Here is a 16,144-nt window from a genome sequence, read left to right on the forward strand (position 1 = left end):
AATGGAAACAAAAACAATGTCCTTCCGTGACACCATTATCCTTGCTATGTCTGAGGAAATGCGTCGCGATGAAAATGTGTTCTTAATGGGAGAAGACGTCGGTGTCTTCGGAGGAGACTTCGGTACTTCTGTCGGAATGCTTGAAGAATTTGGCCCAGAACGTGTTCGTGACTGTCCGATTTCTGAAGCTGCTATCTCTGGAGCAGCAGCAGGAGCAGCCATGACAGGACTTCGTCCAATTGTTGATATGACCTTCATGGACTTCTCGGTTATTGCCATGGATAATATCGTTAACCAAGCTGCTAAAACTCGTTACATGTTTGGTGGTAAAGGTCAGGTTCCAGTGACTGTTCGATGCGCAGCTGGTAACGGAGTTGGTTCTGCAGCCCAGCACTCGCAATCTCTAGAGTCTTGGTTTACTCATATTCCTGGACTTAAGGTTGTGGCTCCAGGTACACCTGCTGACATGAAAGGACTGCTCAAGTCTTCTATCCGTGATAACAACCCAGTTATTATTCTTGAGTACAAGTCAGAATTTAACCAAAAAGGGGAAGTGCCAGTTGATCCAGACTACACAATTCCACTTGGAGTTGGGGAAATCAAACGCGAAGGAACGGATGTAACAGTTGTTACTTACGGAAAAATGCTTCGCCGTGTGGTTCAAGCTGCTGAAGAATTGGCTGAAGAGGGAATTTCTGTTGAAATTGTTGACCCACGTACACTTGTTCCGCTTGATAAGGATATCATTATTAACTCAGTTAAGAAGACTGGTAAGGTTGTTCTGGTCAACGATGCCCACAAAACAAGTGGCTATATCGGAGAGATTTCAGCAATTATTTCAGAATCAGAGGCATTTGACTATCTAGATGCACCAATCCGCCGTTGCGCAGGAGAAGATGTGCCAATGCCTTACGCACAAAACCTAGAAAATGCAATGATTCCAACAGTTGAAAGCATCAAAGATGCCATCCGTAAAACCTATAACAAAGAATAGAATTACATAAGATAAATTATGTAAAGACGTATCTTGTCACAAGAAGTGTTGGTTCGAAAATAACCGACGAAAGATATAGTAAGTCTACAAGGTTGGCCACCTGATAGCGTCGACCGTAATAACTTGAGATACATTTCGTATCCAACTTATTTGTAAAGTTGTGACATGAGAGAGTCGAATCGATAATATTCGACGAATGAATTAGTAAGTCTACAAGGTTGACCGCGTAATAGTGGCAACCGTAGCAACTTGAGATGCATTACGTATCCAAGTTACTTGCAAAGTTGCGACAGGAGGGAGTCGAATCGATAATATTCGACGAACGACTTAGTAAGTCTACAAGGTTGACCGCCTGATAGCGGCAACCGTAGTAACTTGAGACGCGTTCCGTGTCCAAGTTACTTGTAGAGTTGAACACGGGCTAAAAGCTCGGAAAAAAGATAAATCTCCTTGGCTTCATCGAAGCCCGCGTAGATTTCCTATTTTTCAGTCGCTTTTAACGCCCTTAGTATCATAATTAGAATTGGAGAGGTCATGGCTGATGACAAGCTAAGAGCGACTCCTGCAGCTAGAAAGTTAGCGGATGATTTAGGGATCAACCTCTACGACGTTTCTGGCTCAGGTGCAAACGGTCGTGTCCACAAAGAAGACGTGGAAACTTATAAAGACACAAACGTGGTTCGCATTTCGCCACTTGCAAAACGAATTGCCCTCGAACATAATATTGCTTGGCAGGAAATCCAAGGAACGGGTCATCGTGGTAAAATCATGAAGAAGGACGTTTTAGCCTTGCTTCCTGAAAATATCGAAAACGATACCATCAAGTCTCCTGCCCAGATTGAAAAAGTGGAAGAAGTTCCTGATAATGTAACACCATACGGTGAAATTGAGCGTATTCCAATGACACCAATGCGTAAGGTTATTGCCCAACGTATGGTTGAATCTTACCTAACTGCTCCAACCTTCACCCTCAACTATGAAGTTGATATGACGGAAATGTTGGCTCTTCGTAAGAAGGTTCTGGAGCCAATCATGGAAGCAACTGGGAAGAAGACTACTGTAACAGACCTTCTTTCACTTGCGGTTGTTAAGACTCTTATGAAACACCCATACATCAACGCTTCATTGACAGAAGATGGCAAGACCATTATCACTCACAACTATGTCAACCTTGCCATGGCAGTTGGTATGGATAATGGATTGATGACACCTGTTGTTTACAATGCTGAAAAACTAAGCTTGTCAGAGTTGGTTGTAGCCTTTAAAGATGTGATTGGCCGTACCTTGGATGGCAAATTGGCTCCAAGTGAACTTCAAAATTCAACCTTCACAATCAGTAACTTGGGAATGTTTGGTGTTCAGTCCTTTGGTCCGATCATCAACCAACCAAACTCAGCTATCCTTGGTGTGAGTTCGACAATTGAGAAGCCAGTTGTCGTCAATGGTGAAATTGTGATTCGCCCAATCATGAGTCTAGGATTAACCATTGACCACCGTGTTGTAGATGGTATGGCTGGTGCTAAGTTTATGAAAGACTTGAAAGAATTGATTGAAAATCCAATCTCAATGTTGATTTAAGAACAAGAGTACTCATTTTTAAGATATAGATAAAGGAAGGAAGACATGGCCTTAGAAGTAATTATGCCAAAAGCCGGCGTGGATATGACAGAAGGACAAATCGTCCAATGGAATAAAAAAGTCGGAGAATTTGTAAAAGAAGGAGAAATCCTTTTAGAAATCATGACTGATAAAGTCAGCATGGAATTGGAAGCCGAAGAAGATGGTTACTTGATTGCTATCCTCAAAGGGGACGGTGAAACGGTTCCAGTAACGGAAGTTATCGGTTACCTTGGTGAAGAAGGGGAAAATATCCCAACAGCTGGAGCGGTAGCGCCAGAAGCTAGCCCAGCACCTACAGCAAGTGCCTCAAACGACGATGGTAAGAGCGATGATGCCTTTGATATCGTTGTGATTGGTGGAGGTCCTGCTGGTTATGTTGCAGCCATTAAAGCTGCTCAACTCGGCGGTAAGGTTGCCCTCGTTGAGAAATCTGAACTTGGTGGAACGTGCTTGAACCGTGGATGCATTCCAACCAAGACCTACCTTCACAATGCTGAAATCATTGAAAACATCGGTCATGCCGCAAACCGTGGTATCGTGATTGAAAATCCTAACTTCACTGTAGATATGGAAAAACTCCTTGAAACTAAGTCTAAAGTTGTCAATACTTTGGTTGGCGGTGTTGCAGGTCTTCTTCGTAGTTATGGAGTTACTGTTCATAAGGGAATTGGTACCATCACTAAAGACAAGAACGTCTTGGTAAATGGTTCGGAATTGCTTGAAACTAAAAAAATCATCCTTGCTGGTGGTTCAAAAGTCAGCAAGATCAACGTCCCTGGTATGGAATCTCCACTTGTGATGACTAGTGACGACATTCTTGAAATGAATGAAGTTCCAGAAAGTCTTGTTATCATCGGTGGTGGGGTTGTCGGTATCGAACTCGGTCAGGCCTTCATGACATTTGGCTCAAAAGTGACTGTCATCGAAATGATGGACCGTATCGTCCCAGCTATGGACGCTGAAGTTTCTAAGAACCTTCGTTTGATCCTTGAGCGTAAAGGAATGACCATCTTGACTGGTACTAAACTGCAAGAAATCGTCGAGGAAAATGGTCAACTTCGTATCAAGGTTGAAGGAAAAGATGATATCATCGCAAGCAAAGCTCTTCTTTCAATTGGTCGTGTGCCAGACCTTGAAGGTATTGGAGAGGTTGAGTTTGAATTGGATCGTGGTCGTATCAAGGTCAACGAATACATGGAAACTTCTGTTCCAGGTATCTACGCACCAGGTGATATTAATGGTACTAAGATGTTAGCGCACGCAGCCTTCCGTATGGGGGAAGTTGCCGCTGAAAATGCCCTTAAAGGAAACCATGCTGTTGCTAAGTTGAACTTGACTCCAGCAGCTATCTACACTCTTCCTGAAGTAGCAGCAGTCGGTTTAACAGAAGAGCAAGCTCGTGAGAAATATGATGTTGCTATCGGTAAATTCAACTTTGCTGCTAACGGTCGTGCCATTGCATCAGATGCAGCTCAAGGTTTCGTAAAAGTCATCGCTGATAAGAAATACGGAGAAATCCTTGGTGTTCATATCATCGGTCCTGCAGCTGCAGAATTGATCAATGAAGCGTCAAGCATTATCGAAATGGAAATCACTGTTGAAGAAATGCTGAAGACCATCCACGGACACCCAACCTACTCTGAAGTGATGTACGAAGCATTTGCAGATGTTTTAGGAATGGCCATCCACTCACCTAAGAAAAAATAAAAGAAAGATAGAATAGACTGGAAAGATATTTTCCAGTCTCTATCGTATAAGAAGGTATCTCATGAAATACATTATCAATCATTCAAACGACACCGCTTTTAATATCGCCTTGGAAGAATATGCCTTTAAACACCTTTTGGATGAGGATCAAATCTTCCTACTTTGGATTAACAAGCCATCTATCATTGTTGGTCGTCACCAGAATACTATCGAAGAAATCAACCGTGATTATGTTCGCGAAAATGGCATTGAGGTGGTCCGCCGTATCAGTGGTGGTGGAGCTGTTTACCACGATTTAAATAACCTAAACTACACGATCATCTCAAAAGAAGATGAAAACAAGGCCTTTGACTTTAAGAGCTTCTCAACTCCAGTTATCAATACTTTGGCTCAACTTGGGGTTAAAGCTGAGTTTACAGGTCGTAATGACCTTGAGATTGATGGTAAGAAATTCTGTGGAAATGCCCAAGCCTATATCAATGGCCGTATCATGCACCACGGTTGCTTGCTCTTTGACGTTGATTTATCAGTCCTAGCAAATGCCCTTAAGGTTTCAAAAGATAAATTTGAATCAAAAGGTGTGAAATCGGTTCGTGCCCGTGTAACCAATATTATCAATGAATTACCAGAAAAAATCACTGTCGAAGAATTCCGTGATTTGCTATTGGAATACATGAAAAAAGAGTACCCAGAAATGACAGAATACGTTTTTTCTGAGGAAGAATTAGCTGAAATCAATCGTATCAAGGATACTAAGTTTGGAACTTGGGACTGGAACTATGGTAAGTCACCTGAATTTAACGTCCGTCGTGGAACCAAATTCACCAGTGGTAAAGTGGAAATCTTTGCTAATGTTCTCGAATCAAAAATCCAAGATATCAAGATTTATGGTGACTTCTTTGGTATTGAAGACGTTGCTGCAGTAGAAGATGTCCTTCGTGGCGTCAAATACGAACGCGAAGATGTCCTTAAAGCCCTAGAAACTATCGATATTACACGTTACTTCGCTGGTATTAGCCGTGAAGAAATCGCTGAAGCGGTAGTTGGATAAATCAAAAAGAAGTTGGTTGTAGGACCAGCTTCTTTTATTAAAATGATATATTACATAATTTATTTTATGTATTTCATAAATTATCTAGAGCATTCTTTTGTTCGTCATTGACGATATGGGTATAGAGGTCAGTGACTTGTGTACTGGCATGTCCTAGCTGATGGCTAACCAAAACTTGCGATTTAGTCGCATCATAAAGCCTAGTTGCTAGGGTATGTCGTAGTTTGTGGGGGGTTACACGCACTTTGAAGTCCTCAGAGTACTTAGCAACCATCTTTTCCACACTGGAAGCATCGATACGATTGGGAACCCCTCTGTAGAGTGTCAAAAAAAGGGCTGTATCTGTTTTTTCTGTCTTATAGCGTTGATTACGAATGGCTAGATAATTCTCTAGATAAGGTTTTGCAAAGGCAGCGACATTGACTGAGTCACGTTTGCCACCTTTTCGAGTGACATCAATAACCATCATTTTGAGATTGAGATCCCTTAAATCCAGATTAACAGCTTCAGATAAGCGGACACCAGACGCCAAGAGAAGGGCAATAATTGCTAAATCACGTTCCTTGTTCTTATTAAATGATGAGAGAGCTCGATTGGAGAGCTGTTGTGGGTACTCTTGGTCGATATAAGTTAGAAAACCTTCTGTTTCATCACCAAGAAAGAGTTTTTGCTTGATGTTTTCAGCTCTTGCAGCAAGAGTTTCTTTCTTTTTCTTGGTTGAAACTTTCTTCATTACATTACGATAGAAATAAGGTTCGCCCTGGTCGTTTTCAACCTCCTCGGTCAGATACTTGTAAAGACTAGAAAGTGCTGACAAAGTCCGATTGATGGTTGTCTGAGAAACTCCTTGCTTGGTTGTATTAGCATTCAGCAAAGGACGTTCACGTAAGTAAAGGATAAAAGATTCCATGTCTTTCTTAGACATATTTTCCAAGACAGATAAAGGAATATCAGACATTTTATCAGCGTTTGAAATACCAGACTCCAAAACCCAGTTAAAAAATCGATCGTATTCCTTGAGGTATTCGTACAGGGTTGTAAAACTGTAGGGCACAGCCAGCTTAGATTGGTAGTATTCCAGAACATACCAGGGCATGATTTGTTTTAATTTGTCGATTCGTTCCAGTAAAATCTCACGTTTCATGTATTTTCTCCATAAATAAGTCTACTAGTAGTATAGCATAGACTCATATATTTTTCAAGAAAATTATAGTTTTTCGGAAAGATGTTATAGAGTTTTAAAAAGACTTAGACCTGTGTAAAACGAATCTAAATCTTTGGAGTTTCTATTGTGAATCATTATCAAGTGCTTTTTCTAGTTTCCAAATACTAAACCAGAATGAAATAGTCAACAGAATAAAGAAAATAAAAAAGAGATTATCAGTAACGAAACTTCTGTTCATTCTGCATAGCTGAAGAGCTATATAAGGAGCTATGAGATACAAAATACATTGTATAATTGCTATTGTTTTCTTTTTCATGATTTTAATCTTACTGTACAGATTTGATACAGTAAACTCCTTTCTAGCTTTATGCTTTATTATTTCTAACTTGATTATAGTCTTATTTTTACCAAAGTTCAATTATTTGTATGTGAAATATCTTATCTGTAAAAAATAACCGATCTCATTGCTGAGAATCGGTTTTCTAATATATTTAATTAAGAAATTTATTTTTACATAACATAAATTATGTAAAAAACTCCTATAACAACAAATCCTTGACTTTTCCAATTTCACTTTTTGGAATAACTAGGTGAATCATATCTCCGAGATACATTCTGGTTGAGCCGTTAACTGTTTGGCTCTTGCCATTATGGACTTGGGTTGTGATGAGGACGTTGTGTGGTAAATTGAGTTCATGTACTTGTTTCCCAGCAATTTTGTCTGATACAGGAATTTCAATGAGGGTAACTTCTCCTTCATCTGTCGCTTCTTCAGGCAGCATTTTTTCCAACATAGCCTCATAGACCGGTGCACCCTTGAGTAGATCCATGATGATGTAGGCAACTAGGGTTACTAATCCAAGTGGCATGAGATTGCGAATATCTCCTACCATTTCGGTTACCAGAATCATAGCGGTTAAGGGTGCCTTAGATATTGCTCCAAAATAGCCACTCATTCCCAGAATGACAAATATAGGGAATTGCTCTTGACTGACAAGTCCAAGATTGACACAAATGACACCAACTAGGGCTCCAAGTAAGGAGCCAAGCGCCAAAATTGGTAGGAAAATTCCTCCTGGAAGGCCACTTCCATAACTAATCATGCTCCAAACAAAGCGAACCAAAAAGTAAACTAATAGAACTTGGAAACTAAAATCTTGCTCAGTTAAGGAAAGAACCAGCTGATTCCCACCACCAAGGATTTGTGGTAAGAAAATCCCCACTGGTATGATGAGAATGAAGGCCAGAATTGGATAATAAGCTCTATCCAAACGGATTTTTTGACCAAGCCAGTCATAAACTCTACCAACATTGAGCACAGCTTTCTCATAGAGAAAACCAGATAGTCCAAGAAAAACTCCCATAAGGAGGTAAATCCAATACTGATCAAGTGTCATGAGAGGGATGTTATCTGGCATATCCAGCACTGGCGTTAGACCAAATATGAGTAGGGAAACAAAGTTTGCTACGAGACTAGCTGCGAGAGTTGAGACCCAGAAAAAGCGCGAAAAATGATGATAGACTTCTTCTACCACAAAGAGAAGTCCTGCAATCGGAGCATTAAAGGCTGCGGCTAATCCTGCTGCAGCTCCACTAGCAATCAAGGAACGTTCCTCAACTGGACTGGATTTGAGCCACTTGGCAATACCTTTACCACCAACTGCTCCAAGTTGAATACTTGGCCCTTCACGCCCTAGCATGAGTCCACTGGCAATAGCTAGAATTCCTAGAATATATTTTTTCCAAAGAACTCCCCACCAGTTGAGGGTCATGAGTCCCTTTAATTCGGCTTCAACTTGAGGGATTCCTGAACCTTTGATATCTTTTTCTGATCGAGTTAATTTCGCACTGAGCCAACAAACTATTAAATAAAATAGACCAATGATAAAAAGATTGCGCACTAGGTGCGCTTGATCTTGATAAAGTCCTTGTATCAGGTGGAATCCTTTTTCGATTAAAAATCGAAAAGATCCAACAATGATCCCAACGACAAGACCGACGATGATTCCTCGTCCAACTTGGGATAATATGGTGCTTGAGGCAAAGGCAAATTCTTTCTTGGAGCTGAGTGTTTCTGACTGTTCCTCCATAATCATTCCTTCTAACTTAACTTTCTTTTTCTCCTGAGACCAGTGACTTAACGGGTTCAAAGCTGGTTCGGTGAATTGGGGTAACTCCTAGTTTTTCGAGTCCTTCCAGGTGTTTAGCTGTTCCATATCCTGCATTAGTAGCGAAATCATAGCCAGGGAACTGCCGATCGTATTCCTTCATCAATGCATCACGTGTCACTTTTGCTACTATGGAAGCTGCTGCAATGGCGAGAGAGTTTGCATCTCCTTTAATGATGGAGGTTTGTGAAATCGGCAACTCCAGTTTCATGGCATCTATCAAGAGATGCTCAGGTTGAGGAGTGAGCTGGGAAATTGCTTCCTGCATGGCTAATTTGGTCGCTTCATAGATATTGACTTGGTCGATGACCTGATTATCTATGACTCCAATGCCGATTGATAAGGCTTGGTCTTGGACGGCTTGATAAATTTCTAGATGTTTCTTTTTAGGAATTTTCTTGCTGTCATTTAGGCCTTTAATCTTACAATTTTTAGGTAAAATAACAGCTGCAGCGACTACAGGCCCAGCCAGAGGACCACGGCCGACCTCATCAACACCTGCTATCAAGGTCAATCCTTGCTTGTAAAGTTCTTTTTCATAAGAAAGCATGGATTCCAAACGAAGATCCTCATCTAATTCAGCTTGAATGGCTTTTTTACGCTTGCTGATCTCCTTTTGAACTCCAGAGCGAGTATCCTTTTCAAGTTCTAAAAAAACAGGACTTTCTAAATCCTTGACCGTTGCAAGAAGTTCTTTGATTTCTTTAATCGTCGCCATCGAGGTCTTCCAATGTATCTAAGGTATAGTTACCGAGTTTGCCATCGCGGACTTCCTTCACGAAGAGACTGTAAAAGCGGTCATAGTCATCTCGGAAACCGAGGGCGCGGGTCATGTCCATAATAATAACAGGCGCTTCTTCTTCAATTTTCATTTGTTTGAAGCGTTCGGCCAGCTTTTCTGGATAATGTTCTTTGAAATAATTGAGACCAAAAATAGTTACCTCATCCATAGGAAGCAGCTGGTCTTTGATAGCTCCAGTCAAGGCCAACTTAAGAGCAACAGTTTCATCCTCAAACTTAGGCCAGAGAATCCCCGGTGTATCCAAGATTTCTAGGTCTTTATTGGTTTTGAGCCATTGTTGTCCTTTTGTCACACCTGGTTTATTACCGACAACAGCAATTTTCTTACCAGCCAAACGATTCATGAGAGTTGATTTACCAGCATTGGGAATCCCAATAATCATGGTACGCAAGGTTTCAATCTTGATGCCGCGTTCCTTCTGGCGAGCAATCTTATCCGCCATGAGTTTCTTGGCCGCATCTGTTACAACTTTTACAGTCACTTGCTCTTTGGAGTTGATAGCTAGCGTCTGAATTCCTTGTGATTCAAAATACTGGCGCCATTCCTTGGTCATTGCTGGGTCAGCCAAGTCTGCCTTGTTTAAAATCAAGAGTTTTGGTTTGTCGCCAACAATCTTTGTCAACATAGGATTTTGACTAGATAGAGGTAAGCGTGCATCCACCAAAATCGTTACAAAATCAACAAATTTTAAATTTTCCTGCACCTGTCGACGTGCTTTAGACATGTGACCAGGAAACCATTGAATAGTAGCCATTGAGTTTTTTTCCTTTCGTAGCAAGGGTTTAGAGAACTTATTTTATTTTACTATAGCTTGAACATAGAGAGTTTTCAAATGATGTCCAAACAGTTCTTGTTTAATTACATAGAAATCTACCTTATATTATATCATGCCTTCTCTATTTTGTCTGATGATAGCCTTTTAAGCTCCCTGTATAGAAAAAAGCCATCAAATGATGACTTTTCATAGGGAGCAAAAAACTGCCTCCTTTATATTTTAAACATTTAAATGTCTTTTTTAAACAGTTGATTAAAGAAACCGTCTGTGTTTTTAAGAAGTGCTTTGAATACTTTGGATTTCAAATTCTCAGTATTTGAGTAGTTTCCAGCTTTCTTGAGGTCTTCTGTGACAGCTTTGTCGAATAAGGCTTTCAATTCGTTATAATTGTGAATGGTTTGTCCATCAATTGTAATCTCTGTAAATCCTTTTTCAGCTCTGGCTTTCACATCATGATACCAATGTTTCTTCCAATCTTCAAGGTTTAAGAATTGGTTGTTTGAAACTTTTTTGATAATGAAATCATCACCCAATCTACCCTGATTTTGTTTATCAGCTTCACCTTGGTATTTACTAGATACATATCCGATAAATCCATTTGCATAGCCAAAGTAACCCCACATACGGAAGGCATTATGCTTGAATGATAATGAACCTGGAGCACCTTTGCTTGTATTACCACCATAAATACCAGCCATCATTTGAACATTAACATATGCTGAATTAGGCGTGAAGTCCTCTGGTCGGAACACACCATTACCCGGATTGTTATGTTTGGTCATTAAATTATTATCAACCAAATCATCAATACTTGCCAATGGTTTAGTTTTCTCTCCGTCATTTAGGTCACGAACTTTATCCCATTGGTGTGGAGCAGTTAAATTATTTAAGCCATCAACATGTCTATCGACTCTGTCAATTTTCTTGAACCACTTGCTATTATCACCATTTAATTTTGGAATTACAGCATCTGCTTCAACATAATCCAACATCATTAACGCTTCATTGTAGTTCTTCATGTAGCGATCAATATCTTCACGAGTTTGAAGCTTATCAGGGTTATAATTGTACCATTGATTACCATCATTTTCACGATGATAAGCCATATTCAAACCTAAAGCGCCATATTCACCGTTTCCTGTCGATTTATCAGGTGTCTGTAACATACCTTGCGCATAGGCTTCGACGTCTGTACCTTGACGGTGTCTATGACCACCGAAGTAAAGCATTCTATCATTAACGTGTGTTGTTTCGTGAGTAAAGGCTGAAATACCAAACGGACTAATCATATTTGTTCCCATGAAATAAACTTGGTCATTATTATTAGGATCTGGGAAAATAGATGCCATAGCTCCCATATTCCAGTTGGTATTATGGAATTTCCAAGTTGGTCCATATAATTCACGAATAGGTGCAATTGGTTTATTGTTCTTATCATAACCCATACGATTTACACCTTCAACGTTATGATAGTTTTGGTTATCCCAAACAGGTGTCGGAACCCTATTTTGACTCTTGAGTAATTGGTCACGTACACTTGGCAATGCTAAACGTGACCAGAAATCAAGGTAAGTTTGTTGACCTTTCGCAACATTATCAATCTCTTTCTTAAATTCGTTTCTAGCTTCTTCTGTATACTTACCATATTTCTCAAAAGAGCTATAAGCCATTGTATTGTAAGTTGAAATCAAGAACATATGTGCATTCTTAAGCGTTAATAGAGGTAGGATCATACGATTATGAACACCATTGTTCAAACCATCAAATGCACGATGACGTTTGTTAGCAAAATCAGGATTCGTTGTTTGAGGTTCTGATACATATACATTCTTAGCCGCATGGATAAACCAATCATTTAAATCAGTATCGTTAGTAAAGAGACGCATGTTGTAATCTAAGAAGCCATGTAATTCAGCTTTACCAATAGTTCCACCAATCATATCACGATAAGCATCCAAAGTTCTGTCGCCCTTGATATTTCGCTCGCTTGATCCAATTCGAATCAAGAAATCAAGAAGGTCAACTGACTTACCATAGAAGTCAGGTTTAAACATCATCAAGTTCTTGATAGTCATATCCCCATACTTGATATCATAGTAACGATTAAGGTAAGTAAGAGCCATCACGATTTTAGCTTTATTTTCATCCACCTTCTTAACAAGTGCTTTCATAGCCGCTTCGTCACTATTTAATTGATGGTCAGCATTTTCAATCAAAGATTTGACCAATTTATCAAGATTAGCTTTCGTTTCAGCAAAACTTTCTTCGAGATAAAGGTCTCGGATATAACCGTTTTTACGTTCCTCTGTATTTTCTTCAGCTCTATCCCGATTACCCATCAAGGCACGTACTTCAGGAGAAATTAATTCAACAGTCGCTAACCTACCTTTAATGTTTTGAATCAATTGATTACGATTTTTATCAACCATGTTTGGTGTATAAACAATGTCACCCAATCCATCGATACTATACTCACGAACTTGCGCTACTTTAGACTCTTTTTGATGAACAGCTTTGATTTCTTTAGTCTTATCTGCATAGTGAATCATCACATGATCAATATCTGATAAATCCGTTACAAATTGTCCGTCTTTCATTCCTGTAACTGATAACACTTCTTTTGTCAACAAGTTTGAATCTTCAGTTAGTTTATTACCTTGGTTAACAATCCACTCTTTGTTGTAGAACGGTTGAAGCTTTTCAATGTTACGATATGCTAAATCACGTTCTGTTTTGTAGTCTTGAGTTGTCTTATACTCATTTTCACGAGAAGTCAACACATTCAATTTGTTTACAACAGGATTTTTAATCTCAAAGGTGTTAGCCGTAATACCGTATCCTTCAATTTTCTTATTCGCTTCTTCTGTTTTAATAGTCTTAACGTTCTTAGAACGTTTAAAGCTTGAAGTACCTGTGCTTACACCTTCAACAACGAAATCTCTATTCAATCGATTTCCTGAAAAATAACCGTCTTCTTCGTCAATGTTCTTAGAACCATAGAAGATTTCACCTTTGGTAACTTTCATCATAGAAACGTTGTCTTCTAGTAAACCTAGAACCCAGTTCGAACTGATAAATCCACCAACTTCAACAGGATTTTGAATATCAATCGTACCTTTTGCCACAGAATGGCGAATTGAACCTTCTTTACCAACAGTGTTGTTATCCATGCCGTTATCGGTTGTTGCTGCAATACCACCAGCTTTAGCTTTATTACCTGTAATATCGGCTTCAACATAGGCTTTATCTACGTTACCTTTCCAGATTTCACCAACAATACCAGCTACTTTCCAACCTTTGTCACCGAATGAATGTATTTTACCAATGAAGGCAACGTCATTCAATTTACCACCTTTGTCGAGTTTGTTAATAATACCAGCAACATTGTTATTGCCAACAACAGAACCTGTAACTTTAACTTTTTCAACAGTAGCATTCTTAACCATATTAGCAAGAGGTGCTACATTATCAGCCCAAGGCATATTGACATCAACATTACCTAGATTAATGTTTTTAATTGAACCATTTTCAACACGATCAAATAACGGTCGAGCGATGTTATGAATCGTGTATTGCTTACCATCGACACTTGATAAATGACCTTGGAATGTCCCAGGTACATATTGTTTACCAGCAGCAGGAACATTCGTAGCATTCAAATCGGCACCGATTTTAAACGTACCTTTCATGTCCGCTCTCATCGCCTCAACCAACTCTTTAAAGTTGTAGTAAACATTATCCGTTTTTGGTACAGGTTTTTCGAGGTAGTGAATATACTGATTACGAACCTTAGTTGGGTCTGTATGTTGAATCAAATCTTGAGCAGTTGCTGTAATTTTAAAAAGTTCTTTTTCTTTTTCAGTCACCAACTCAATCTTATCAACTGCTAAACGTGTTACTTTATTATCACGACTAGTGATTTTCAAGTACATCTTCTTCACATCTTCATCTGAAGGTTTTTCAGTCATGAAATCATTAGGTGTTTCAGTACCATCGTCATTTACCTTCACTAAATTAGTAGATGCGATATTTTTAATTTCAACTTTTTTCAAATCCAAGCGAAGTGGTTTCTCTTCTAATGTTGCAGTTTCTTCTCCCTTACCACGGTCATAGGTCATAGTGGTTTCTATCTTATAGTCCTTGTAGAATTTTAAATCTTCTACCTGCTTATCTAATTGCTCTGAAGTTAAATCTACTGTTTTGACAATTTCATTTCCATCTTTAATTGTCGCAGTAATTTTATTGATCTTGACTCCATCTGTATTAACCAAATGATAAGAAAGATTTGCGGAGCGGTCTAATACATTTGTATCTGTTCGCTCCAAAGTCAAAACAGGAGCCGTTTTTTCTTTAGGCTTTTCTTTTGTACCTTTTACAAGAATTTCAGGCTTCATTTCTTTCAAAATAGTTACTGTTTCAACTGGTTCACTAATTTTTTTGCCATGTAACTCTTCATAGCTAGTAACAATTTGACGTTCGCCATCCTCACCAACTTGTTTAATAGAATCATCGCCTATAAATTTGGTAGAATCAGATTCTTCTACAGTCGTTTTAGGAATAGTCTCTGTCCGGATATCGGTATGTAGAGAAGGCAATTCTTCTCTTTCTGGTGCAACTTCTGAAACTGTAGATATTGGTTCAGTATACTCTGGAATGTTGATAACAGGTGGCTCAATCAAGTTGCCATTTTCATCTACTCCTGTTGTACCTACAGGTTCAGTATATTCTGGTTTCTCAGCATTAGGAGCATCGTCTGGAACTGTGCCTACCGGTTCAGTGTATGCTGGTTTTTCATGAACTTCCGGTTCCCCCTTTTCAGTGACTATGGCTTCAGGTAATGCTGGCTGAACTTCTGGTTTGCCTTTGTCAGTCACAACCGCTTCTGGTAAAGCTGGTTGAACTTCCGGTTCCTCTTTATCAGTCACAACCGCTTCTGGTAACGCTGGCTGAACTTCTGGTTCTCCTTTATCAGTCACAACAGCTTCAGGTAATGTTGGTTGAATTTCTGGTTCCCCTTTGTCAGTCACAACCGCTTCTGGTAACGCTGGCTGAACTTCCGGTTCCCCCTTTTCAGTGACTATGGCTTCAGGTAATGCTGGCTGAACTTCTGGTTTGCCTTTGTCAGTCACAACAGCTTCTGGTAAAGCTGCTTGCACCTCAGGTTCCCCCTTTTCAGTTACAACAGCTTCTGGTAATTCTGCTTGAACTGCAGGTTCGCCTTTGTCGGTTACGACTGCTTCTGCTAATTCTGGCTGAACCTCAGGTTCGCCTTTCTCTGCTATAACTTTGGGTTGCTCAACTGGCGAAACAGTTGAGGTCGGAGAAACCGACGAAACAGTTCTATCATCAAACTCCAAGTAACCAACATATCTATAACCAGAAATTTGCAACACACCATCACGTCCAGACTCATGGATGTTAGCATTCAAATTAAGTGCTGAAGTAGTTGATAGTGTAACTAAACCTGTCGCCCCTACAATCAAAAATGTAGCTATTTTTTTGTTTCTCTTATCTTTTGTAATAACTACAACAAGACTACCTATGGTCAATAAACCAAATACAGTCATAATAGATTGAGAACTTCCTGTGTTTGGTAATGCGTCTTTTTCATAAACCAAGGCATATGACTCTTTTGATTCATCGGGAGTACCTGATTTCAGGTGCGTACGTTCATTTTGCGTCAAATTAGCATAATCTAAGTAGTGATATGTGGATGCCCCCACAACTGACGGTGCAAATAAAAGACTTCCCAAGAATACTGAGCCAACAATACCTTTTATTTTCCGAATGGAAAATTTATCTTTTTTTAATAATGACAATTGTAATCCTCTACCTTTACTTTTTATTTCCTAATAGCAAACA

Annotated in this window: 9 protein-coding genes; 4 read left to right on the forward strand and 5 right to left on the reverse strand. The window is 39.5% G+C overall.

Annotated features, from left to right (window positions below):
- Window position 1: 1 nt before the first annotated feature.
- From NMM26_RS00110 to NMM26_RS00125, 4 genes are all read left to right on the forward strand, one after another.
- Window positions 2-994 (forward strand): alpha-ketoacid dehydrogenase subunit beta, encoded by a 993-nt coding sequence (locus NMM26_RS00110; protein ID WP_000448731.1) that lies wholly within the window; start codon window positions 2-4, stop codon window positions 992-994.
- A 534-nt stretch (window positions 995-1,528) separates the two neighbouring features.
- Window positions 1,529-2,572 (forward strand): dihydrolipoamide acetyltransferase, encoded by a 1,044-nt coding sequence (locus tag NMM26_RS00115; RefSeq protein ID WP_000752715.1) that lies wholly within the window; start codon window positions 1,529-1,531, stop codon window positions 2,570-2,572.
- 45 nt (window positions 2,573-2,617) lie between these two features.
- A complete protein-coding gene (lpdA, locus tag NMM26_RS00120) occupies window positions 2,618-4,321 on the forward strand; it encodes a dihydrolipoyl dehydrogenase (RefSeq protein WP_254753749.1) in 1,704 nt (567 codons plus the stop codon).
- 61 nt (window positions 4,322-4,382) lie between these two features.
- Window positions 4,383-5,372, forward strand: a complete 990-nt coding sequence (locus NMM26_RS00125) for a lipoate--protein ligase (RefSeq protein ID WP_000873981.1) — start codon at window positions 4,383-4,385, stop codon at window positions 5,370-5,372.
- 73 nt (window positions 5,373-5,445) lie between these two features.
- On the opposite strand, the gene xerS is transcribed toward NMM26_RS00125, so the two are convergent.
- From xerS to NMM26_RS00150, 5 genes are all read right to left on the reverse strand, one after another.
- The gene (gene xerS / locus NMM26_RS00130) at window positions 5,446-6,516 is read right to left on the reverse strand and encodes a tyrosine recombinase XerS (protein ID WP_000817849.1); all 1,071 of its coding nucleotides are present in this window, start codon (window positions 6,514-6,516) and stop codon (window positions 5,446-5,448) included.
- A gap of 560 nt (window positions 6,517-7,076) precedes the next feature.
- On the reverse strand, window positions 7,077-8,627 hold the full coding sequence (locus NMM26_RS00135; protein WP_000392572.1) for a ClC family H(+)/Cl(-) exchange transporter: 1,551 nt from the start codon (window positions 8,625-8,627) through the stop codon (window positions 7,077-7,079).
- 16 nt (window positions 8,628-8,643) lie between these two features.
- Window positions 8,644-9,423, reverse strand: a complete 780-nt coding sequence (locus NMM26_RS00140; protein WP_000201107.1) for a ribonuclease HII — start codon at window positions 9,421-9,423, stop codon at window positions 8,644-8,646.
- Window positions 9,410-10,261: a ribosome biogenesis GTPase YlqF gene (gene ylqF, locus NMM26_RS00145; protein WP_000201307.1), complete on the reverse strand. Its 852-nt coding sequence runs from the start codon at window positions 10,259-10,261 to the stop codon at window positions 9,410-9,412. Before ylqF ends, NMM26_RS00140 begins: the two co-directional genes overlap by 14 nt.
- A 248-nt stretch (window positions 10,262-10,509) precedes the next feature.
- Window positions 10,510-16,101, reverse strand: a complete 5,592-nt coding sequence (locus tag NMM26_RS00150; protein WP_254753750.1) for an SIALI-17 repeat-containing surface protein — start codon at window positions 16,099-16,101, stop codon at window positions 10,510-10,512.
- Between the last annotated feature and the right edge of the window lie 43 nt (window positions 16,102-16,144).

The organism is Streptococcus sp. CF7_Ac1-8 (genome assembly GCF_024295435.1).
Classification (GTDB): Bacteria; Bacillota; Bacilli; order Lactobacillales; family Streptococcaceae; genus Streptococcus; species Streptococcus mitis_AP.

What these genes read in the sequence shown, in the direction of transcription:
- NMM26_RS00110 (WP_000448731.1), top strand. Translation starts at nt 2, where the DNA reads ATGGAAACAAAAACAATGTCCTTCCGTGACACCATTATCCTTGCTATG.
- NMM26_RS00115 (WP_000752715.1), top strand. Translation starts at nt 1,529, where the DNA reads ATGGCTGATGACAAGCTAAGAGCGACTCCTGCAGCTAGAAAGTTAGCG.
- lpdA (WP_254753749.1), top strand. Translation starts at nt 2,618, where the DNA reads ATGGCCTTAGAAGTAATTATGCCAAAAGCCGGCGTGGATATGACAGAA.
- NMM26_RS00125 (WP_000873981.1), top strand. Translation starts at nt 4,383, where the DNA reads ATGAAATACATTATCAATCATTCAAACGACACCGCTTTTAATATCGCC.
- xerS (WP_000817849.1), bottom strand. Translation starts at nt 6,516, where the DNA reads ATGAAACGTGAGATTTTACTGGAACGAATCGACAAATTAAAACAAATC.
- NMM26_RS00135 (WP_000392572.1), bottom strand. Translation starts at nt 8,627, where the DNA reads ATGGAGGAACAGTCAGAAACACTCAGCTCCAAGAAAGAATTTGCCTTT.
- NMM26_RS00140 (WP_000201107.1), bottom strand. Translation starts at nt 9,423, where the DNA reads ATGGCGACGATTAAAGAAATCAAAGAACTTCTTGCAACGGTCAAGGAT.
- ylqF (WP_000201307.1), bottom strand. Translation starts at nt 10,261, where the DNA reads ATGGCTACTATTCAATGGTTTCCTGGTCACATGTCTAAAGCACGTCGA.